This window comes from Streptomyces sp. RKAG293, from assembly GCF_023701745.1.
Taxonomy (GTDB): domain Bacteria; phylum Actinomycetota; class Actinomycetes; order Streptomycetales; family Streptomycetaceae; genus Actinacidiphila.
Map to the genome: position 1 here is coordinate 3,925,554 of NZ_JAJOZB010000001.1, position 21,383 is coordinate 3,946,936.

General features: G+C 70.9%; 19 protein-coding genes and 1 tRNA gene. 9 read left to right on the forward strand and 11 right to left on the reverse strand.

Annotation, left to right across the window (positions count from 1 at the left end; translation table 11 throughout):
• The first annotated feature begins 106 nt into the window (after positions 1–106).
• Positions 107–2,836 (forward strand): phosphoenolpyruvate carboxylase, encoded by a 2,730-nt coding sequence (ppc, locus tag LNW72_RS17205; RefSeq protein ID WP_250976232.1) that lies wholly within the window; start codon positions 107–109, stop codon positions 2,834–2,836.
• Positions 2,837–2,890: 54 nt separating this feature from the next.
• Here ppc and LNW72_RS17210 read toward each other — a convergent pair whose 3' ends face one another.
• Both LNW72_RS17210 and LNW72_RS17215 read right to left on the reverse strand, forming a co-directional pair.
• Complete coding sequence (locus tag LNW72_RS17210; protein ID WP_138354766.1) at positions 2,891–3,496, reverse strand: TetR/AcrR family transcriptional regulator; 606 nt, start codon at positions 3,494–3,496, stop codon at positions 2,891–2,893.
• Between the two features lie 88 nt (positions 3,497–3,584).
• A complete protein-coding gene (locus tag LNW72_RS17215; protein WP_250976233.1) occupies positions 3,585–4,568 on the reverse strand; it encodes a fatty acid desaturase in 984 nt (327 codons plus the stop codon).
• A 201-nt stretch (positions 4,569–4,769) separates the two neighbouring features.
• Between LNW72_RS17215 and LNW72_RS17220 the strand changes: the two genes are divergently transcribed.
• The 6 genes from LNW72_RS17220 (at position 4,770) to LNW72_RS17245 (ending at position 9,579) form a co-directional block, all read left to right on the forward strand.
• Positions 4,770–4,841 (forward strand) — tRNA-Gln (locus LNW72_RS17220).
• 109 nt (positions 4,842–4,950) lie between these two features.
• Positions 4,951–6,393, forward strand: a complete 1,443-nt coding sequence (gene glmU, locus LNW72_RS17225; RefSeq protein ID WP_250976234.1) for a bifunctional UDP-N-acetylglucosamine diphosphorylase/glucosamine-1-phosphate N-acetyltransferase GlmU — start codon at positions 4,951–4,953, stop codon at positions 6,391–6,393.
• Positions 6,394–6,561: 168 nt separating this feature from the next.
• A complete protein-coding gene (locus LNW72_RS17230; protein ID WP_250976235.1) occupies positions 6,562–7,542 on the forward strand; it encodes a ribose-phosphate diphosphokinase in 981 nt (326 codons plus the stop codon).
• A 201-nt stretch (positions 7,543–7,743) separates the two neighbouring features.
• Positions 7,744–8,337, forward strand: a complete 594-nt coding sequence (locus LNW72_RS17235) for a 50S ribosomal protein L25/general stress protein Ctc (protein ID WP_250976236.1) — start codon at positions 7,744–7,746, stop codon at positions 8,335–8,337.
• 85 nt (positions 8,338–8,422) lie between these two features.
• Positions 8,423–9,022 (forward strand): aminoacyl-tRNA hydrolase, encoded by a 600-nt coding sequence (pth, locus tag LNW72_RS17240; protein WP_374117285.1) that lies wholly within the window; start codon positions 8,423–8,425, stop codon positions 9,020–9,022.
• Between the two features lie 62 nt (positions 9,023–9,084).
• Positions 9,085–9,579, forward strand: a complete 495-nt coding sequence (locus LNW72_RS17245) for a hypothetical protein (RefSeq protein WP_250976238.1) — start codon at positions 9,085–9,087, stop codon at positions 9,577–9,579.
• A gap of 24 nt (positions 9,580–9,603) precedes the next feature.
• On the opposite strand, the gene LNW72_RS17250 is transcribed toward LNW72_RS17245, so the two are convergent.
• Together LNW72_RS17250 and LNW72_RS17255 are read right to left on the reverse strand one after the other, a co-directional pair.
• Entirely contained in the window at positions 9,604–9,969 is a 366-nt protein-coding gene (locus LNW72_RS17250) for a VOC family protein (RefSeq protein WP_250976239.1), read from the reverse strand.
• Complete coding sequence (locus LNW72_RS17255; protein WP_250976240.1) at positions 9,966–10,790, reverse strand: trans-aconitate 2-methyltransferase; 825 nt, start codon at positions 10,788–10,790, stop codon at positions 9,966–9,968. The genes LNW72_RS17250 and LNW72_RS17255 overlap by 4 nt, the downstream gene beginning before the upstream one ends.
• Positions 10,791–10,902: 112 nt before the next feature.
• Between LNW72_RS17255 and LNW72_RS17260 the strand changes: the two genes are divergently transcribed.
• Positions 10,903–11,400, forward strand: coding sequence for a MarR family winged helix-turn-helix transcriptional regulator (locus LNW72_RS17260; protein WP_138354687.1), 498 nt, complete (start codon positions 10,903–10,905; stop codon positions 11,398–11,400).
• Here the strand turns inward: LNW72_RS17260 and LNW72_RS17265 are convergent.
• From LNW72_RS17265 to LNW72_RS17295, 7 genes are all read right to left on the reverse strand, one after another.
• The gene (locus LNW72_RS17265) at positions 11,359–12,204 is read right to left on the reverse strand and encodes a response regulator transcription factor (protein ID WP_250976241.1); all 846 of its coding nucleotides are present in this window, start codon (positions 12,202–12,204) and stop codon (positions 11,359–11,361) included. The genes LNW72_RS17260 and LNW72_RS17265 overlap by 42 nt on opposite strands.
• Positions 12,205–12,624: 420 nt before the next feature.
• On the reverse strand, positions 12,625–13,767 hold the full coding sequence (gene galK, locus LNW72_RS17270; protein ID WP_250976242.1) for a galactokinase: 1,143 nt from the start codon (positions 13,765–13,767) through the stop codon (positions 12,625–12,627).
• Positions 13,764–14,750, reverse strand: coding sequence for a UDP-glucose 4-epimerase GalE (galE, locus tag LNW72_RS17275; protein WP_164294450.1), 987 nt, complete (start codon positions 14,748–14,750; stop codon positions 13,764–13,766). The genes galK and galE overlap by 4 nt, the downstream gene beginning before the upstream one ends.
• Positions 14,751–14,758: 8 nt before the next feature.
• The gene (gene galT, locus LNW72_RS17280) at positions 14,759–15,802 is read right to left on the reverse strand and encodes a galactose-1-phosphate uridylyltransferase (protein WP_138354691.1); all 1,044 of its coding nucleotides are present in this window, start codon (positions 15,800–15,802) and stop codon (positions 14,759–14,761) included.
• Between the two features lie 245 nt (positions 15,803–16,047).
• A complete protein-coding gene (locus tag LNW72_RS17285; RefSeq protein ID WP_250976243.1) occupies positions 16,048–16,743 on the reverse strand; it encodes a LuxR C-terminal-related transcriptional regulator in 696 nt (231 codons plus the stop codon).
• A gap of 326 nt (positions 16,744–17,069) precedes the next feature.
• Complete coding sequence (locus tag LNW72_RS17290) at positions 17,070–18,869, reverse strand: hypothetical protein (RefSeq protein WP_250976244.1); 1,800 nt, start codon at positions 18,867–18,869, stop codon at positions 17,070–17,072.
• Between the two features lie 181 nt (positions 18,870–19,050).
• Positions 19,051–20,856 (reverse strand): ABC-F family ATP-binding cassette domain-containing protein, encoded by a 1,806-nt coding sequence (locus tag LNW72_RS17295; RefSeq protein ID WP_250976245.1) that lies wholly within the window; start codon positions 20,854–20,856, stop codon positions 19,051–19,053.
• A gap of 283 nt (positions 20,857–21,139) precedes the next feature.
• Between LNW72_RS17295 and LNW72_RS17300 the strand changes: the two genes are divergently transcribed.
• A complete protein-coding gene (locus tag LNW72_RS17300) occupies positions 21,140–21,367 on the forward strand; it encodes a hypothetical protein (RefSeq protein WP_250976246.1) in 228 nt (75 codons plus the stop codon).
• The last annotated feature ends 16 nt before the right edge of the window (positions 21,368–21,383 follow it).

Consider the following 21,383-nt stretch of genomic DNA (forward strand, 5'->3'; position numbering starts at 1 on the left):
ACCCGACCTATCCTGGTCGGGTCGGACAGCGCGGTCCGCCCCACTCCGCCCATCCACCGGCGGGGAGATCAGCCGTCGCCCATCCCCTGCACTAGGAGCCGCACCTGTGAGCAGCGCCGACAACGCAACGGACAGCCCAGCCCTGCGCGCCGACATCCGCCGGCTGGGCGAACTCCTCGGCGGAACGCTGGTCCGCCAGGAGGGCCAGGAGCTACTCGACCTCGTCGAGAAGGTGCGGGCCCTGACCCGCTCCGACGGCGAGGCCGCCGCCGCCCTCCTCGGGAAGACGGACCTGCAGACCGCCGCGAAGCTGGTGCGGGCCTTCTCCACCTATTTCAACCTGGCGAACGTCACCGAGCAGGTGCACCGCGGCCGTGAGCTGCGGGCCCGCCGCGCCTCCGAGGGCGGTCTGCTCAGCCAGACGGCGGACCTGATGAAGGACGCCGACCCGGACCACATCCGCGAGACCGTCAAGCACCTCAATGTGCGGCCGGTGTTCACCGCGCACCCCACCGAGGCGGCCCGCCGCAGCGTGCTGAACAAGCTGCGCCGCATCGCCGAGCTGCTCGACGCGCACCAGGACGGCACCGGTGACCGCCGCCGCGCCGACCTGCGGCTGGCCGAGAACATCGACCTGCTGTGGCAGACCGACGAGCTGCGCGTGGTGCGCCCGGAGCCCGCGGACGAGGCGCGCAACGCGATCTACTACCTCGACGAGCTGCACGCGGGGGCCGTCGGCGACGTCCTGGAGGACCTGTCGGCCGAGCTGGAGCGGGTCGGTGTGCCGCTGCCGCCCGAGACCCGCCCGCTGACCTTCGGCACCTGGATCGGCGGCGACCGCGACGGCAACCCGAACGTGACCCCCGAGGTCACCTGGGACGTCCTGATCCTGCAGCACGAGCACGGCATCACCGACGCCCTGGAACTGGTCGACTCCCTGCGCGGCGCGCTCTCCAACTCGATCCGCAACTGCGGCGCGACCCCGGAGCTGCTCACCTCGCTCGACGCCGACCTGGCGGCGCTTCCGGAGATCAGCCCGCGCTACAAGCGGCTGAACGCCGAGGAGCCGTACCGCCTCAAGGCCACCTGCGTCCGGCAGAAGCTCGTCAACACCCGCGAGCGGCTCGCCGCGGGCAGCACGCACGTCCCGGGCCGCGACTACCTGGGCAGCGCGGAGCTGCTGCAGGACCTCGCGCTCATCCAGACCTCGCTGCGCGCCAACCGCGGTGAGCTGATGGCGGACGGCCGGATGGAACGCACCATCCGCACGCTCGCCGCGTTCGGGCTGCAACTGGCCACGATGGACGTGCGCGAGCACGCGGACGCCCACCACCACGCGCTCGGCCAGCTCTTCGACCGGCTCGGCGAGGAGTCCTGGCGGTACGCGGACATGCCGCGCGACTACCGGCGCAAGCTGCTCGCGAAGGAGCTGCGCTCCCGCCGTCCGCTGGCCGGCACCCCGGCCCCGCTGGACGCGGCCGGCGCGAAGACCCTCGGTGTCTTCCACACCATCCGCGAGGCGTTCGGGCGCTTCGGCCCCGAGGTCGTCGAGTCGTACATCATCTCGATGTGCCAGGGCGCGGACGACGTCTTCGCCGCGGCGGTGCTGGCCCGTGAGGCCGGTCTGATCGATCTGCACGGCGGCGTCGCCCAGATCGGCATCGTCCCGCTGCTGGAGACGACGGACGAGCTCAAGGAGGCGGACCGGATCCTCGACGAGATGCTCGCCGACCCGTCGTACCGCCGGCTGGTCTCGCTGCGCGGCGATGTGCAGGAGGTCATGCTCGGGTACTCCGACTCCTCCAAGTTCGGCGGCATCACCACCTCGCAGTGGGAGATCCACCGTGCCCAGCGCCGGCTGCGCGATGTCGCGCACCGCTACGGCGTACGGCTGCGGCTCTTCCACGGCCGCGGCGGCACCGTCGGCCGTGGCGGCGGCCCCTCGCACACCGCGATCCTCGCGCAGCCGTGGGGCACGCTGGAGGGCGAGATCAAGGTGACCGAGCAGGGCGAGGTCATCTCCGACAAGTACCTGATCCCGTCGCTGGCCCGCGAGAACCTCGAACTGACCGTCGCGGCGACGCTGCAGGCCTCCGCGCTGCACACCTCGCCGCGCCAGTCCGACGAGGCGCTGGCCCGCTGGGACGCGGCGATGGACACCATCTCGGACGCGGCGCACAACGCGTACCGGCACCTCGTCGAGGACCCGGACCTGCCGTCGTACTTCTTCGCCTCCACCCCGGTGGACCAGCTCGCCGAGCTGCACCTGGGCTCCCGTCCGTCCCGCCGCCCGGACTCCGGCGCGGGCCTGGACGGGCTGCGGGCCATCCCGTGGGTGTTCGGCTGGACGCAGTCCCGGCAGATCGTCCCGGGCTGGTTCGGCGTCGGCTCCGGGCTCAAGGCCGCGCGGGACGCCGGTCTCGGCTCGGTCATCGACGAGGCGCACGCCAACTGGCACTTCTTCCGCAACTTCCTGTCCAACGTCGAGATGACGCTGGCCAAGACGGATCTGCGGATCGCCCGGCACTACGTGGACAGCCTGGTGCCCGACGAGCTGAAGCACGTCTTCGACACCATCGAGGCCGAGCACGCGCTCACCGTCCAGGAGGTGCTGCGGATCACCGGTGAGAAGGAGCTGCTGGCCGGCGATCCAGCGCTGGCGCAGACGTTCCACATCCGCGACCAGTACCTCGACCCGATCTCGTACCTCCAGGTCGCCCTGCTCTCGCGCCAGCGCGAGGCGGCGGCCCGGGGCGAGGATCCGGACCCGCTGCTGTCGCGGGCCCTGCTGCTGACCGTCAACGGCGTGGCGGCGGGTCTCCGCAACACCGGCTGACCCGGCCCGGAACGTACGAAGGCCCCCGGACCGCGGTCCGGGGGCCTTCGCCGTTCAGCTCTTGCGGTGCCCGATCAGCCGCGGCTTGGGCTCGATGCCCGACAGCCCGTTCCAGGACAGGTTCACCAGGTGGGCGGCGACCTCGGCCTTCTCGGGCCGCTGCGGTGCGTCGAGCCACCACTGGCCGGTCAGGGCCACCATGCCGACGAGCGCCTGGGCGTACATCGGCGCGAGCTTGGGTTCGAAGCCGCGGTTCTTGAACTCCATGCCGAGGATGTCCTCGACCTGGGTGGCGATGTCGCTGATCAGGGACGCGAAGGTGCCGGTGGACTGGGCGACGGGCGAATCCCGGACGAGGATCCGGAACCCGTCGGTGTACTGCTCGATGTAGTCGAGCAGCGCGAACGCCGCCTGTTCCAGGAGTTCCCTCGGATGGCCGCCGGTGAGAGCGCTGGTGACCATGTCCAGGAGCCGGCGCATCTCACGGTCGACGACGACGGCGTAGAGCCCTTCCTTGCCGCCGAAGTGCTCGTAGACCACCGGTTTGGACACCCCGGCCTTATGGGCGATCTCCTCGACCGAGGTGCCTTCGAAGCCGCGTTCGGCGAAGAGCGTGCGGCCGATGTCGAGCAGTTGCTCGCGGCGCTCCTTGCCCGTCATCCGTACCCGGCGCGCGCGCCGAGCGTTCGTACCCGTCGTTCCGTTCGGGCCCTCGCCGCTCGTACTGCTGCCGTCGCTCACGCGTCAATCATGCCGCTTCACTGACGCTCTCCTTACGCCGGGCGGCGATCCGCTCCTTGCTGGGCCACCGGACGTCACTCGCCCAGCCGAGCTGTTCGCACCAGCGGATGATGCGGGCGCTGGAGTCGAGCTGGCCGCGCAGCACGCCGTGCCGGGCCGAGGTGGGCTCGGCGTGGTGCAGGTTGTGCCAGGACTCGCCGCAGGACAGCACGGCCAGCCACCACACGTTGCCGGAGCGGTCACGGGACTTGAACGGGCGGTCGCCGACGGCGTGGCAGATGGAGTTGATCGACCAGGTGACGTGGTGGAGCAGGCCGACCCGGATGAGCGATCCCCAGAAGAACGCGGTGAACGCGCCGGTCCAGCTCATCGTCACCAGTCCGCCGACGAGCGGGGGGATCGCGAGCGAGACGAGGGTGAAGAGCAGGAACTGCCGCGAGATCATCCTGATCGCCGGGTCCTTCATCAGGTCCGGCGCGTACTTCTCCTGCGGGGTCCGCTCGGTGTCGAACATCCAGCCGATGTGGGCCCACCACAGACCCTTCATGAGGGCCGGCACGGTCTCGCCGTAGCGCCACGGCGAGTGCGGGTCGCCGTCGGCGTCGGAGTACTTGTGGTGCTTGCGGTGGTCCGCGACCCAGCGCACGACCGGGCCCTCGACGGCCAGCGAACCGGCGACCGCGAGCGCGATCCGCAGCGGGCGCTTGGCCTTGAAGGCGCCGTGCGTGAAGTACCGGTGGAATCCGATGGTGATGCCGTGGCAGCCGATGTAGTACATGCCGACCATCAGACCGAGGTCCAGCCAGCTCATCCCCCAGCCCCAGGCCAGCGGGATCGCGGCGACCAGCGCCACGAAGGGGACGCCGATGAAGGCGCCGAGGGTGATGCGCTCGGTCATCCCCTTGTTGTCGCCACCGAGGGTGGCGAGGGTTACGAATTGGCCGGGCCCGGGGTCTCGGGGCTCGGTGATCACGTCGGCCTGTGCGGTCATGAGGGTCCCTCACCGGGGGTGTATGGGGGGATTTACTACGGAACCGTAACCTACGGCGACGTAAGTATGTCAGCGTCGCGTCGACAGGCAATAGGCCCGGAGGGCTGACGCCCCGTGGCTAGGTGTACCCCGGAACCTCGTCGCGTTCACGTGGTCGCTTGCGGCATAGTAGGGACGCGCAGGCGCGCTCAGGCGCGTCGGTCCGCCGTGGTGTAATTGGCAGCACCGGGGCTTTTGGTGCCCTTTGTCCGGGTTCGAGTCCTGGCGGCGGAGCTTGTGGTAGCGGGTCCCGGTCTTCATGGTCGGGACCCGCCCGTGTTTCCCCGCCCATACCCCCGGTATCCTGCGGGTGTCCGTCACCCAAAGCCGAGGAGCCCCTTCCGTGAGCCCCAACCGCCCGGCTGCTGTCGTCGTCCTCGCCGCGGGTGAGGGCACCCGCATGAAGTCGGCCCTCCCCAAGGTTCTGCACGCCATCTGCGGGCGCACCCTGGTCGGCCATGTCGTGGCCGCCTCGCGCGCGCTCGACCCGGAACACCTCGTCGTGGTCGTCGGCCATGCCCGCGAGCAGGTGGGCGCCCATCTCGCCGAGATCGACCCCGCCGCCCGCACCGCCGTGCAGGACCAGCAGCTCGGCACCGGGCACGCGGTCCGGATGGCCCTGGAGGCGCTGTCGGCGCAGGGCGTCGTCCTCGCCGGCACGGTCGTGATCACCTGCGGCGACACCCCGCTGCTCACCGCCGGGACGCTGCGGTCGCTGGTCGCGACGCACGAGGGCGACGGCAACGCCGCCACCGTGCTGTCCGCCGCGGTGCCGGACCCGGCCGGCTACGGCCGGATCGTGCGGGCCGCCGACGGCTCGGTGTCCGGGATCGTCGAGACCAAGGACGCCAACGAGGCCCAACTGGCCATCGCCGAGATCAACTCCGGGGTCTTCGCCTTCGACGCGCAGCTGCTCGCCGACGCGCTCGGCAAGGTCACGACGGACAACGCGCAGGGCGAGGAGTACCTCACGGACACCCTCGGCATCCTGCGCGAGGCCGGCCACCGGGTGGGCGCCGCGGTCGCCGCGGACCACCGCGAGATCGCCGGTATCAACAACCGGGTGCAGCTCGCCGAGGCCCGCCGCACGCTCAACGACCGGCTGCTCAACGAGGCGATGCTGGCCGGCGCCACCATCGTCGACCCGGCCTCGACCTGGGTCGACGTGGCCGTCGAGTTCGCGCCCGACACCCTGGTGCTCCCCAACACCCAGCTGTACGGGTCCACCAGCCTGGCCACGGGCGCCGAGGTCGGCCCGAACTGCACGCTGACCGACACCACCGTGGGCGCGGGCGCCCAGGTGAGCAACACGGTCGCGCAGAGCGCCGAGATCGGCGAGCACGCCACCGTCGGCCCGTTCGCCTTCCTGCGCCCCGGCACCCGGCTCGGCGCGAAGGCGAAGGCCGGCACGTACGTCGAGATGAAGAACGCGACGATCGGCGAGGGCACCAAGGTCCCGCACCTGTCGTACGTGGGCGACGCGACGATCGGCGAGTACACGAACATCGGCGCCGCGAGCGTCTTCGTGAACTACGACGGCGAGGTCAAGCACCACACCACGATCGGCAGCTACTGCAAGACCGGCTCCGACAACATGTTCGTGGCGCCGGTCACAGTCGGGGACGGCGCCTACACCGCCGCGGGCTCCGTGATCACCAAGGACGTACCGGCCGGTTCGCTGGCCGTAGCCCGTGGCCAGCAACGGAACATCGAGGGCTGGGTCGCCCGCAAGCGTCCCGGGAGCGCCGCCGCGGAGGCCGCCGAACGAGCCGCTCAGGGTGAGTAACGGCACTCCCGCCGGGTCACGACCCGGCCCGGCGGGGCGTACCGTAAGAGATGCACAGAATGCCGCAGGTCGACGTCCACAGGACGAACCCGCGAACTGAGTCTTAACTGAGTCTTCACGGGGGTTGCCCCCGAAACCCCCGTAGACCCGTACAACCAAGGAGACGGTGTGACCGGGCTCAAGACGACCGGTGAGAAGAAGCTGATGCTCTTCTCCGGACGCGCTCATCCGGAACTCGCGGAGGAGGTGGCCCACCAGCTCGGTGTCGACCTCGTCCCGACCAAGGCGTTCGACTTCGCGAACGGCGAGATCTACGTCCGCTTCGAGGAGTCCGCGCGCGGCAGCGACGCGTTCGTGATCCAGAGCCACACCGCTCCGATCAACAAGTGGATCATGGAGCAGCTGATCATGATCGATGCGCTGAAGCGGGCCTCCGCCAAGCGCATCACCGTGATCCTGCCGTTCTACGGCTACGCCCGCCAGGACAAGAAGCACCGTGGCCGCGAGCCGATCTCGGCCCGGCTGATGGCGGACCTGTTCAAGACCGCGGGTGCCGACCGGCTGCTCGCCGTGGACCTGCACGCCTCGCAGATCCAGGGCTTCTTCGACGGCCCGGTGGACCACCTCATCGCGCTGCCGATGCTGGCGGACTACGTGGGCGCCAAGGTCGACCGCTCCAAGCTCACCATCGTCTCCCCGGACGCCGGCCGCGTCCGCGTGGCCGACAACTGGTGCGACCGGCTCGGTGCCCCGCTGGCGATCGTCCACAAGCGCCGCGACCCCAACATCGCGAACCAGGTGACGGTCCACGAGGTCGTCGGTGACGTCAAGGGCCGCATCTGCGTGCTCGTCGACGACATGATCGACACCGGTGGCACCATCTGCGCGGCCGCGGACGCCCTGTTCGCGAACGGCGCCGAGGACGTCATCGTGGCGTCGACGCACGGTGTGCTCTCCGGCCCGGCCGCCGACCGGCTGAAGAACTCGCAGGTGAGCGAGTTCATCTTCACCAACTCGCTGCCGACCCCGGGCGAGCTGGAGCTGGACAAGATCACGGTGCTGTCGATCGCCCCGACGCTCGCCTCCGCGATCCGCGAGGTCTTCGAGGACGGCTCGGTCACCAGCCTCTTCGACGGCGCCTCGCACTGACCGCTGATCGACCGCACGCGCTGAGCGTGCGTTGATCGATTTCGTCAAGGCCTCCCCGCCGGGTAGACTCCTGGAGTTTGCTCGGCGAGGGAGGCTTTTTCGTCTCCGTTATCGGCGCGCTCCTCGTAAGTGGATCGGCCCCCGTCGTGGGCCGGGCGACATGTGTCCCAGCCAGTCGTCTCTTTACGAGGAGTGATTCTCATGTCCGAGGTCAAGCTCAGCGCCGAGGTCCGCAGCGAATTCGGCAAGGGTGCCGCCCGTCGTGCGCGCCGCGCCAACCTGGTCCCCGGTGTCGTCTACGGCCACGGCGCCACCCCGGTGCACGTGAACCTTCCGGGTCACGCGCTGCAGCTCGCGCTCCGCACCAAGAACGTCCTGATCAGCCTCGAGGTCGAGGGTGAGACCACCTTCGTGCTCCCCAAGGCCGTCCAGCGTGACGCCATCAAGGGCTTCCTCAAGCACGTCGACCTGCTCACCGTGAAGCGCGGCGAGAAGGTCAGCGTCGACGTGGCCGTGCACACCACTGGCGAGCTGGCCCCGGGCGGCGGCCTGCTGGAGCACGTCCTCAACGCCCTCCCGGTCGAGGCCGAGGCCACCCACATCCCGACCTCCGTCTCCGTCTCCATCGAGGGCCTGGAGGCCGGCGCGGCCATCCTCGCGAAGGACATCACGCTGCCGGAAGGCACCGTGCTGACGATCGACGGCGACACCGTCGTCATCCAGGTCGTCGCCCCGCAGGCCGAGGAGCCGGCGGACGAGACCGCCACCCCGGCCGGCGAGACCACCGAGGCCTGATCCTCCCGCCTCCGCTGTCCCGTACCGCCGCCCCGCTCCCTCCGGAGCGGGGCGGCGGTTCGGGTTGCGACGTCAGTGGACTTGAATGGACGGCATGAGCATGAGCAGTTCACCCGCCCCCGAGGGGCCCTGGCTGGTGGCCGGGCTCGGCAACCCCGGCCCCGAGTACGCCGGCAACCGGCACAACATCGGCTTCATGGTGGCCGATCTGCTCGCGGAGCGGATCCGCAGCAAGTTCAAGACCCACAAGAGCCGCGCCCAGGTGGTCGAGGGCCGGATCGGCGGACAGCGGGTCGTACTGGCCAAGCCGATGACGTTCATGAACCTCTCCGGCGGGCCCGTCACGGCGCTGCGCGACTTCTACAAGGTGCCGACCGGGCAGATCATCGCCGTCCATGACGAACTGGACATCGACTACCCGACGCTGCGGCTGAAAGCGGGCGGCGGCGACAACGGTCACAACGGCCTGAAGTCGATCACCAAGTCGCTGGGTCCCGACTATCTGCGGGTGCGCTGCGGCATCGGACGGCCGCCGGGCCGGATGGATGTGGCGGCCTTCGTGCTGAAGGACTTCTCCTCGGCCGAGCGCAAGGAGCTGGACTGGTTCGTCGACCGCTCCGCCGACGCGGTCGAGGCACTGATCTCCGACGGCCTGGAGCGGGCCCAGAGCACGTACAACAGCTGACTCCGCCCGCCGTCGGCCGCGGCGGTTGACTCCACGGCGTGTCATGGCCAAAGATCGCCCGCATGGTCAAACGGAGCCGGTCCCGCCGGATGGCGGAGAGTGCCTGGGGCGTGCTGCTCGTCGGCAAGGCCGTGATCCTGTCGGCGGTGGTCGCCCTGCTGCTCGCCTCGGGTGTGTGGGTGTCCTGGGGGACGGCCCAGCACGTGATGCTCTCCAAGGGCCGCGAGCGCGGCACCATGACGGTGGCGGCCTGCGGCGACAAGACCTGCACCGGCCCCTTCGTCCCCACCGGGCCCGCCACGGCGCGGCCCCGGGTCACCATCACCCGGTCGGTCACCCACCGCACCGGCGAGAAGCTCAAGGTCGCCGTGGAACCCGGCACCGACGACGTCGTCCGCACCGGCTGGTCCGGCGTGCTGTACGCCTGGGTCCCGCTCGGCGGCGCCCTCCTGCTGGCCGCCCTGGTGCTCGCGGGGGGCCTGCGGATGCCCCGCAGCGCCTGGACGGCCGGCCTGGCGGGCGCGGCCCTGATGGTCGCCGCCTTCGCCCTGCTGTAGCGCGGCCGCTGAAGGCACCGCTCGTCAGGAGGGGTCGGGTTCCAGGAACTCCAGGCGGTTGCCGAACGGGTCGTCGGAGTAGAAGCGCCGGTGCCCCGGCAGGTCGTCGTCCCACACGACGGTCGCGCCGCGCTCCTCCAGCCGCCGGGCGTACGCCGTGATGCCGACGACCCTGATGCCCGGATGCGCCTTCCTGGCCGGGCGGAAGCCCTCCTCGACCCCGATGTGGAGCTGGGCCGCGCCGGAGCCGAACCAGCAGCCGCCCCGGGCGGCGAGCACCGGCGGCTTGGGGAGTTCGGTCATGCCGAGGACGTCCCCGTAGAAGGCGCGCAGCGCGTCCTCGCTGCCGGGCGGCGCCGCGAGCTGTACGTGGTCGAGAGCGCTGATCATGCGGACACCCCCGCCTTGCGCGCGACGACGAAGATCCGCCGGAACGGGAAGACGGTGCCGTGCGAACCGGCAGGGTACGCCGTGCGCAGCAGCTCGCCGTACTCGGCGAGGAACTCCTCGCGGGCGGCTGCGTCGTTCCCGAGCGCGGTCAGCACCGGGCGCAGCGCGGTGCCCTTGGTCCATTCGAGCACCGGGTCGGGACCCTGCAGATGGTGCAGGTACGTGGTCTCCCAGACGTCGGTCTCGCAGCCGTGGGAGCTCAGGCGCTGGAAGTACTCCTCGGGTTCGAGGATCGGGACCCGGCGGTCGGCGCTGCCGCCCAGCCGGGCCCGCCACCTCGGGGACGCGCACAGCTCGGCGAGCAGGACGTGGCTGGGGGCGTTGTAGTTGCCGGGGACCTGGAACGCGAGGGTGCCGCCGGGGGCCAGGTGGTCGAGCCAGTCGGGGAAGCGCTCCGCGTGGCCCTCGACCCACTGCAGGGCGGCGTTGGCGATGATGAGGTCGTAGGTCTCGTCGGGGGCCCAGTGCGCGGCGTCGGCCGGCCGGAAGTCCAGCCGGCCGCCGCCGGGGGTCGGGCCGGCGTAGACGCGGGCCGCGTCCAGCATCTCGGGCGAGTTGTCGAAGCCGGTGACGCGGGCGGCCGGCCAGCGGCCGCTCAGCAGCATGGTGACATTGCCGGGACCGCAGCCGATGTCCGCGATGCGCGGTGCCTGCCCCGGGAGGGCGGGCACCCGGGCGAGCAGTTCGTGGAAGGGGCGGGTGCGGTGGTCGGTGTGGTGCAGGTACTGCTGGGGGTCCCAGGCGGGTGCTGCTGCCGGCACGTTTCTGCCTCCCTGATGGATCCGGTGGGTCTGCTGATGTCCTCTACCGTGCCTCAATTTTTATCTTGACGTCAAGAGACTTCATATCGACAGAACCACTACACTGATCGTCATGGAGGACGAGGTCGACCGGCTGGTCGCTGCATGGCGCCGAGAGCGCCCCGACCTCGACGTGGAACCACTCGAGGTGCTCAGCCGCGTCAGCAGGCTGGCCCGGCACCTGGACCGGGCCCGGCGGCTCGCCTTCTCCGAGCACAGCCTGGAGCCGTGGGAGTTCGACGTGCTCACCTCGCTGCGCCGCACCGGCGACCCGTACCAGCTCTCCCCCGGCCAACTGCTCACGCAGACGCTGGTCACCTCCGGAACGATGACCAACCGGATCGACAGGCTCGCCAAGAAGGGCCTGGTGGAACGGCTGCCGGACCCCTCGGACCGGCGCGGGGTGCTCGTCCGGCTCACCCCCGAGGGGCGCGAGCGCGCCGACCAGGCACTGGCCGGGCTGCTCGCCCAGGAGCGGTCCATCCTCGGTGAACTGACGGACCGCCAGCGCGGCGACCTCGCGGCGCTGCTACGACAGCTGACCGCTCCGTTCGACAACATCCCCGGCTGACGGGACCAGTTCCACCGGTCCGACGCCCGCGCGGCGCGCCAGCGCGACCGCCGCCAGCGTCGAGTGCACGCCCAGCTTCCCCAGCACGTTCTGCATATGGGTGCGGACGGTGTGCGGGGACAGGAACAGCCGCTCGGCGACCGCCTTGCGGCCGAGCCCCGCGACCATGCAGCGCAGCACTTCCTGCTCGCGCGGCGTCAGCGACTCCACCAGCCGTTCGCTCTCGGTGCGGTGCCGGCGGGCCGCGGTCAGCTCCCGCAGCACGCCCGTGAGCAGCGCGGGCGGCAGATGCGTCTCGTCGCGCAGCACTCCGCGCATCACGGCCAGCAGCCGTGACAGGGAACAGTCCTTGGCGACCCAGCCGGAGGCTCCCGCCTGCAGCGCGCGGGCCGCGCGCCGGGCGTCGTCCCGCTCGGCCAGCACCACGGTGCGCGTCGAGGGATGCTCGGCACGGACCCGTTCCACCAGGCCGATCCCGTCGATCAGATGGTCCGGGATGGCCGGTGCGGCCGGGCCGCCCGGGTGGTCCGCCTGCCGCGGCTCCGGCACGATGCGGGGTACCGCGGCCAGCGTTCCCGCGCCCACCGAGCCTCCCGGCGGACGGAACACCGCACCGAGGTCGGCGTCCACCAACAGCACGTCGTACCTTCGGTTGTCGGCCACCGCGCGCTCCAGACAGCGCTGCGCGGCAGGGCCGCTGCCGGCCGCCGACACATCGACGTCCGGCTCCGCCGCGAGTGCGGCCGCCAGTGATTCGGCGAAGATCCGGTGGTCGTCGACGACGAGAACACGAATGCGTCCCACGGGCCCCACTCCCGGCATGTTGCACTCCCCCACGGTTGGGGTTGCGATCGCATGGGATCCGGCGCCCGGAAAACAGGATCATCCACCGCGGTACCGCACGACCGCCGTCGTGCCGCGCCTGAGGTGCCCGTTCCGGGTGCCGAATCCTTGCGTCTCGCCCCCTGATGGCGCCGGCCCCCACCGGCGCTGTGTCAGAAGCGTAGGGGCCGGGGACGCCAATAGCGCCCGATTGGCAGAAGTCGGCCGGTAGCAGCGGATGCATTCGGCCAACCGATGGGGCGCGCGGGAACGTTGGTGCTCCGGGTCCCGGACTCTTTCCGGCCGGCCGGGGTTTGGGATGCCCGGATGCCCGGACGCCCTGACGCCGGGACGCCCGGACAGCCGGCCGGTGGACCGGCCGGCCGGACGGCACATGGCGGGCTACAGGCGGCGGGCGCCCGCCGACGGGACCGCCGTGAAGACCCGCGGCTCCCGGTAACCGGCGGCGGCGAAGGCCGAGACGACCGCCTCGGTGATCTTCTCCGCGGCGTCGCTCTCCGCGAGGACGATGGCCGAGCCGCCGAATCCGCCGCCCGTCATCCGTGCGCCCAGCGCACCCGAGGTGTTGGCGGTGTCCACGACGAGGTCCAACTCCGCGCAGGAGATGCGGAAGTCGTCGCGCAGCGAGACGTGGCCCGCCGTCAGCACCGCCCCGATGTCCCGGGTACGGCCCGCGTCCAGCAGCTCGATGACCTGCTCGACGCGGTGGTTCTCGGTGACGATGTGGCGGACGAGACCGAGGATCGTGTCGTCCTGACCACCCGCGCGCAGCCGGTCGAGGGCCGCGGCCAGGCCGTCGTAGGGGATGTCGCGCAGCGCGGGGACCCCGAGGGCGGCGGCGCCGGCCTCGCACCCGGCCCGGCGCTCGGCGTACGAACCGTCGCTGTGCGCGTGCTTGACGCGGGTGTCCACGACGAGCAGCCGCATCCCCTCCGCGGCGAGGTCGAACGGCACCTGGCGCTGCGAGCCGTCGCGGGTGTCCACGAACAGGGCGTGGCCCGCCGTGCAGCAGGCGGACGCCGTCTGGTCCATGATGCCGGTGGGCGCGCCGACGTAGACGTTCTCGGCGCGCTGGCACAGCAGGGCCATCGCGGGCCGCTCCAGGCCGAGTTCGTGCAGGTCGTCGAGGGCGAGAGCGGTGACGACCTCCAGCGCGGCCGACGAGGACAGCCCGGCGCCGGTGGGGACCGTGCTCTCGTAGTGGATGTCGGCACCGGTGAGCCGGTGGCCCGCCTCGCGCAGCGCCCACACCACGCCCGCCGGGTACGAGGCCCAGCCGTCGTCCCTGCCGGGCGTCAGCTCGTCGAGCCGCAGTTCGACGATGCCGCCGGGCATGTCGGCGGAGTGCAGCCGCAGCAGGCCGTCGTCGCGGCGGGCGACGGTGGCCACGGTGGTGTGCGGCAGCGCGAACGGCATCACGAAGCCGTCGTTGTAGTCGGTGTGCTCACCGATCAGGTTCACCCGGCCGGGAGCCGCCCACACGCCCTCCGGCGCGCTGCCGAACACCTTCTCGAACACGGTCACTTGGCGGTCTCCTGGTTCTCCCCGCGCTGGGCGAACGCCCACGCGTCCCGGACGATTTCGGCGAGATCCGGCCGGGACGGACGCCAGCCGAGGACCCGGCGGGCCCGGTCGGCGGAGGCGACGAGCACGGCCGGATCGCCGCCGCGGCGCGGGACGGTGACCTCGGGGACCGGGTGACCGGTGACCTGCCGGACGGTCTCGACGACCTGGCGGACGGAGAAGCCCTCACCGTTGCCGAGGTTGCAGATCAGGTGCTCGCCCTCGGCGCCGGCGGCCAGCGCCAGCAGGTGCGCCTGCGCGAGGTCGGCGACGTGGATGTAGTCGCGGACGCAGGTCCCGTCGGGCGTCGGATAGTCGTCGCCGTAGACGGAGATCGCCTCGCGGCGGCCCTGCGCGACCTGGAGGACCAGCGGGATGAGGTGCGACTCGGGGTCGTGCCGCTCGCCGATCATCTCCCCGGAGAGCGAGCGGTACGCCCCGGCCACGTTGAAGTACCGCAGCGAGACGGCGGACAGCCCGTGCGCGGCGGTCTCGCCGGTGATCATGTGATCGACGGCCAGCTTGGTGGCGCCGTACGGATTGGTCGGCGCGGTCGCGTCGTCCTCGGTGATCGGGACGGACGCCGGCTCGCCGTAGGTCGCGGCCGTGGAGGAGAAGACCAGCCGGCGGACCCCGCACTCGCGCATCGCGGCGAGCAGCTCCATGGTGCCCGCCACGTTGTTCCGCCAGTACTTGCCCGGGTCGGCGACGGACTCGCCGACCTGCGAGGAGGCGGCGAAGTGCAGCACGGCGTCGTAGGAGGAGTCGAGCACCTTGCCCGCGTCCTGGATCCGCCCCTCGACGAAGTCCGCGCCCGCCGGCACGCCCTCGCGGAAGCCCGTCGACAGGTCGTCCAGGACGGTGACCCGGTGGCCGGCTTCCAGCAGGTGCGCGGTGACGACGCTGCCGATGTAACCGGCGCCGCCGGTCACCAGGACCTTCATGGGGGTGCTCACTGGCTCGCTACCTCTCGCAGTCGCTGTGCCGCGGTTTCCGGGGGCACGTCGTTGATGAACACACTCATGCCGGATTCGGAACCCGCGAGAAACTTCAGCTTGCCGGAAGTGCGGCGGACGGTGAAAAGCTCAAGGTGCAACGCGAAGTCACACCGGTCGGCCGCCCCGAAGGGCGCCTGGTGCCAGCCCGCGATGTACGGCGTGCGCGGTTCGCCCTCCCCGAAGATCCGGTCGAAGCGCTTCAAGAGTTCCAGATAGACATGTGGGAACTCTGTGCGGGCGTCCTCGTCGAGCTGCAGCAGGTCCGGCACCCGGCGGTTCGGGTAGAGGTGCACCTCGTAGGGCCAGTGCGCCGCGTAGGGGACGAACGCCGTCCAGTGCTCGCCCTCCAGCACGACACGGCGGCCGTCGGCGCGCTCGTCCGCGAGGACGTCGTCGAAGAGGTTGCCGCCGGTGCGCTCCCGGTGCTCGGCCAGCGAGCGCAGCATCAGCTCGGTGCGCGGGGTGATGAACGGGTACGCGTAGATCTGGCCGTGCGGGTGGCCGAGGGTGACGCCGATCTCCTTGCCGCGGTTCTCGAAGCAGAAGACCTGCTCGACGCCGGGGAGTTGGGACAGCTCGGCGGTGCGGTCGGTCCAGGCGTCGAGCACCAGTCCGGCCTGCTCGGGGGTGAGGTCGGCGAACGAGGCGTCGTGGTCGGAGGTGAAGCAGACGACCTCGCAGCGGCCGGCGTCGCCCGCGAGGGAGGGGAAGCGGTTCTCGAAGACGGCGACGTCGTAGTCGGCGGCCGGGATCTCGCTGAGCCGGCCGTCGCGCGACGGGCACAGCGGGCACTCGTCGGCGGGCGGGTGGTAGATCCGGCCCTGCCGGTGGGAGGCGACGGCGACGGTATCGCCCAGCAGCGGATCGCGGCGCAGCTCCGCCGAGGTGGCGACGGCGTCCAGCAGGCGCCGGTCCACGGCGTCGCGCACCACGTCGTCACGGGAGTCGTAGTAGAGCAGCTCACGGCCGTCCGCCAGGCGGGTCGTCGTCTTCTTCACTCCGGAGACCCCTCATCAAACCTACTCAACATAACCGCGCACAATGAACCACAAAACAACAGTGACGTCAATGCACCGGCCAGGACCTGGCGAGATCGATGGGTGAGGGGCACGACGACATGCCGATGCCCCCGCACAGGGCGCGGGGGCATCGGCGTGTGGAGCATCGGAACGCGGGGGCTCGGGCCCCGGCCACGGGCTACGTACGGGCGGCGGGCTACGGGGGGCGGGCCACGGCGGCCCGGTCAGCTTGCGGGGCCTCCGGAGGGGAAGCTCCCGGCAGCGACCCGGTCCAGCAGCCCGGTACGGGCCGCGAGCGCGGCGGCCTCCAGCCGGGAGCCGACGCCGAGTTTCATGAGCACCCGCTGCACATGAGTGCGCGCGGTGCTGGGGGCGATGCTCATCCCGGCGGCGATCAGCCGGGTGTCCTCGCCCTCGGCGACCCGCATCAGGACCTCTATCTCGCGCGGGGTGAGCATCTGCAGCAGCCGGCTGCCCTCGTCGTCGGGCTCCTCCACCGGGTTCAGCAGTTCCGCGAACGCGCTCTGCAGCAGCTGCGGAGAGACCGCGACCTCACCGGCCCTGGCCTTCACCATCGCCCGCTCGACGCCCTCGATGCGCTCGTCCTGCCGCACATAGCCCGAGGCGCCGGCCGCGAACGCCGCCGCGATGCCGCGCGGGCTCGGCACCGGCCCGAGAACGACCACGGCCACCGCCGGCCGCTCGCGCTTGACCCGCGAAACGGTCTCGAACACCCCGGGATCGGCCGGCGACGACGTGCCGATCAGACACACCTCCGGCGACCTGCTCAGTACGAGATCCGCCGCCCCCGCCGCCGGCGAGGCCGCGGCGAGCACCCGGTGCCCGCGCAGTTTCAGTGCCGAGGCGAGCGCCTCCGCGAGCAGCCGGTGGTCGTCGATGACGACAAGACGTACGCCCATGTCGCGCTCCCCTATCCCCCTGAGGACCGATCGGGACCGGTCCCGGCGGCTCCACGTCCTGCCCCCACTTGTACGTAGCGCACGGCCCGCCCGTTGTCCCGGCGGTGACCCACGGCGGGCCCGGGTCTAGCCCCGGAAGCTACACGTTTGTTCGACGCGGCGCGCCCCTTACCGGTAAGAAGCACCCCTCAATTCCGAAATACCCGTCATTGATGGCCGGTTCACGCCCGGGGCGTCTCATCGTGCACAGGACGGGCCCATAACGGGACTGGTGTCTCGTTATGGGCCCGTCAGTGCGGTACTGGGGTTTTACCCCGGCCGGTGGCTCAGCTGAAGTCCGCGATCACCAGTGCGGACAGCGAGTCCCGGGCGGAGACGGTGACACCGGTGAGGAAGAAGTGCCCGTTGTGCAGCCACGTGTAGCGGTACGTGTCCAGGAAGTCGTTCTCGGTCGTCTTCGTGTCGGCGCTGAACACCATGTACGGCGTGTTCTTCTGCGTCGTCGGGTCCATCGCGTAGAGCCCGCCGGGCTTGTCGTACCCCGACTCCTGGTACGCGATGACCTTGCCGTTCTCGATGCCGACCACGGTCGACTCGCCGGAGACGGCCGGCTTGACGGTCCACAGCGGCTTGCCGGTCTTCAGGTCCACGGCCGCGATCTCGTTGGTCTGGCCGTAGGCGGCACCGTCCGCCTTGTGCGACTTCGTCGGGGTGTAGAGCGTCGTGCCCTGGATGGCGAAGTTGAAGCAGGGGCCCTCACCGGCGATCCGGCAGTGGATCCCGTAGTTGCCCTGGTAGCCGCCGTTGCCCAACGAGGTGTGGCCGACGAGCTTGCCGCCCTCCAGGTACATGAGGTCGGACATCAGGCTGTTGGTGGCGCCGATGCCGATGACCACCGGGTCGGTGGACACGATGCTGGAGAGCTCGGTGCCCGCCGAGACCTGCCAGGACCAGGTGGTCTTGTAGGTCGTGGTGTCGACGCCGCGGACGAAGACGTCCTTGCCGCACTCGACCGAGACGACGAGCTGCTTGCCGCCCGCGTAGCTCTTGTCCTGGCAGTTGGACGACGGGTTGGGCGCCCAGATCTGCGCATGGGTGCTGAGCTTGTACCCGGCGTAGCCGTGCAGCCAGGAGACCGCCGCGACATCACCGCTGACCGCGACCGTCGAGTAGAGGAAGGTGGAGCTGCTCGAACCCGGTGCGATGGGCAGCGGCACCTCCCAGAGCTTGGTGCCCTTGGAGATGTCGACGGCCATCAGCATCTCGCAGTTGGCGCCGAACTGGATCGCGACCCGGTTGTCGGAGACGTCGTCCGACGCGGGGCAGGACTTGCCGGTGATCGGGATCGACCACTTCTCCGCGCCGCCGCTGAGCGCGTACCCCTTCACGGAGTCCGGCAGCGTCTTGACGACGGTGTCGCCGCTGAACCAGGTGTTCGGGACCCGGGCCTGGATCTCGTCCACCGGCGGCCGCGTAGCGGTCTTGCTCCAACCCACCTTGGCGTTGATGACGCCCTGCTGCTTGCCGTCGTTACCGCCGGTGGCGCCGCCGGTGGCACCGGCCGAGGTCTTGTCCGCGATCGGCTTCTTGTCGCCGTCGTCGCCCTTGGTCAGGAAGTACACGCCACCACCGATGACCAGCACCGCGGCGACCACCGCGGCGACGATCATGACGATCTTGCTGTTGCCGCCGCCCTGACCGCCGCCCTGCGGCGTGTACACGGTCTGCGGCGGGCCCATCGGCGGCCCCTGGGGCGGACCTTGGGGCGGACCTTGCGGGTTCTGCGGGTAGCCGTACTGCGGCGGCTGCCCGGGCGGCTGGCCCTGCGACGGGTAGCCGTACTGGGGCTGCTGCGGCTGCTGCGGCGCCGGCTGCGCGTACGGGTTCTGCCCCGGCGGGACCGGCTGCGCGTACGGATTGTCCGGAACCTGGCCCGGAGGCGGGTTCTGCGGATAGCCGTACTGCGGCGGCTGGCCGGGCGGCGGCGCCTGCGGGCTCACGGCCGGCTGCGGATAGCCGTACTGCGGCTCCTGCGGCGGCGGAGCCTGCTGGGGAGGCGGAGGCACAGCGCCCTCGGACTTCCCGAAGTTGGGCGGGTTGCCGGGCGGCGGGGGCGGCTGCGTCATCAGCAGGTCCTCATTCAGGCAATACCAGTAAGGGTCAGGTAAGCGGGAGTTCTCTTTGTATCACTGCGTCCCGGCCGCCCCACGCGCCGGTCCTCGACCGTTACGCGCCCGCTACAAGCCCCACACGCCGGGGCGCGCACGCCCCGGCGTCGACGGCTCGCGCCGTCCTATTTGTGCCGTCCTACTCGTCGTCCGCCAGCTCCAGCCAGCGCATTTCCAGCTCGTCGCGCTCGTCGCGCAGCGCGCGCAGTTGCGTGTCCAGCTTGGCGACGAGGTCGAAGTCCGTCGAGTTGTCCGCGATCTGCGCGTGCGCCTTGGCCTCTTCCTGGCCGATGCGGTCGAGCCGGCGCTCGACCTTCTGCAGCTCCTTCTTCGCCGCCCGCTCGTCCCGGGACCCGGCGGCTCCCGCCGCCTTGCCCTTCGCCGCGACCGGCGCGGGCGCCGAGTCCGCCGCGATACGGCGGCGGCGCTCCAGGTACTCGTCGACCCCGCGCGGCAGCATCCGCAGCGTCGAGTCGCCGAGCAGCGCCCAGACGTTGTCGGTGGTGCGCTCCAGGAAGAACCGGTCGTGGCTGATGACCACCATCGAGCCGGGCCATCCGTCGAGGACGTCCTCCAGCTGCGTCAGCGTCTCGATGTCGAGGTCGTTGGTCGGTTCGTCGAGGAACAGCACGTTCGGCTCGTCCATCAGCAGCCGCAGGATCTGCAGCCGGCGCCGTTCACCACCCGACAGGTCACCGACCGGCGTCCACTGCTTCTCCTTCGAGAAGCCGAACTGCTCGCACAGCTGGCCCGCCGTCATCTCCTTGCCCTTGCCGAGGTCCACGCGCTGCCGCACGCTCTCCACGGCCTGCAGCACCCGCCACGTCGGGTCGACCTCGCTGACCTCCTGCGACAGGTACGCGAGCTTCACCGTCTTGCCGACGACGATCTTCCCGGCCGGCGGCTGGTCGTCGCCGTGCGAGTACGCGGCCTCCGCCAGCGCCCGCAGCAGCGACGTCTTGCCCGCGCCGTTCACCCCGACCAGACCGATCCGGTCGCCCGGACCCAGCTGCCACGTCAGGTGCTTGAGCAGCACCTTGTCGCCGCCCTGGATCGTCACGTCCTCCAGCTCGAAGACGGTCTTGCCGAGCCGCGAGTTGGCGAACTTCATCAGCTCGGCGCTGTCGCGCGGCGGCGGCACGTCCGCGATCAGCTCGTTCGCTGCCTCGATGCGGTAGCGCGGCTTGCTCGTCCGCGCCGGGGCGCCGCGGCGCAGCCACGCCAGCTCCTTGCGCATGAGGTTCTGCCGCTTGCCCTCCTCGGTGGCCGCCCGCCGGTCGCGCTCGGCCCGCGCGAAGACGTAGTCGCTGTAGCCGCCCTCGTACTCGTGCACGTCACCGCGCTGCACGTCCCACATCCGGGTGCAGACCTGGTCCAGGAACCACCGGTCGTGAGTGACGCAGACCAGCGCGGAGCGCCGGGTCTGGAGGTGCTGGGCCAGCCAGGCGATGCCCTCGACGTCGAGGTGGTTGGTCGGCTCGTCGAGCACGACCAGGTCCTGCTCGTCGATCAGCAGCTTCGCCAGCGCGATCCTGCGCCGCTCACCACCGGACAGCGGCCCGATCACCGTGTCCAGCCCTTGCGGGAACCCCGGCAGGTCCAGCCCGCCGAACAGCCCGGTCAGCACATCGCGGATCTTCGCGTCCCCGAGCCACTCGTGGTCCGCCTTGTCCCCGACCACCTCGTGCCGGACGGTCGCCTTCGGATCCAGGCTGTCGTGCTGCGTCAGCACCCCGAGCCGCAGCCCGCCCACATGCGTGACCCGCCCGGTGTCCGGCTCCTCCAGCTGCGCGAGCATCCGGATCAGGGTCGTCTTCCCGTCACCATTACGGCCGACGACCCCGATACGGTCGCCCTCCGAAACGCCGAGGGAAACACCGTCGAGCAGCGCCCGGGTGCCGTAGACCTTTCCTACGGCCTCGACGTTGACGAGGTTGACGGCCACTTTTACTCCATGCTGGTGCGGAACGATCGATCTCCCAGGGTAGTCGCCACCACCGACCACCCCCTCCGCCCGCATCCCTTGCCGGTGGCGCCACACAGCGTGCGTTCGCGGTCACCCGGTGTGGCAATCCGCAGGCGGGAGCGGGCCACCGCCCGGCCCCCGTTCCCAGCCGCGGCACCGAAGTCGATCGAGCAAGGTCGCGCAAGTTCGTGTCGCGCGCGGGTGGGCGCGGTGCAAGCTCGTTGGCAGCGGACCCTCATCCGGCTCGACAGCGGAGGACACCATGGCGTTACACCTGCTCGGCAAGGACCCGGAGAGCAAGTCCGGCGGCTCTCCCACCGTGTATCTCGATGACGAGACCGACAACTACCTGGTCCAGGGGTGGAAGGTGCTGGACCGGGAACGGCTGTCGGAACTGGACCTCCCCGCCCACGAGACCGTCGTCGAGATCCCGCGGCGGATGGTCCAGTTCTTCCTGGAGGTGAAGAGTGACGAAGCCCCCAACGTTTGAGGAACTGCTCGCCTCG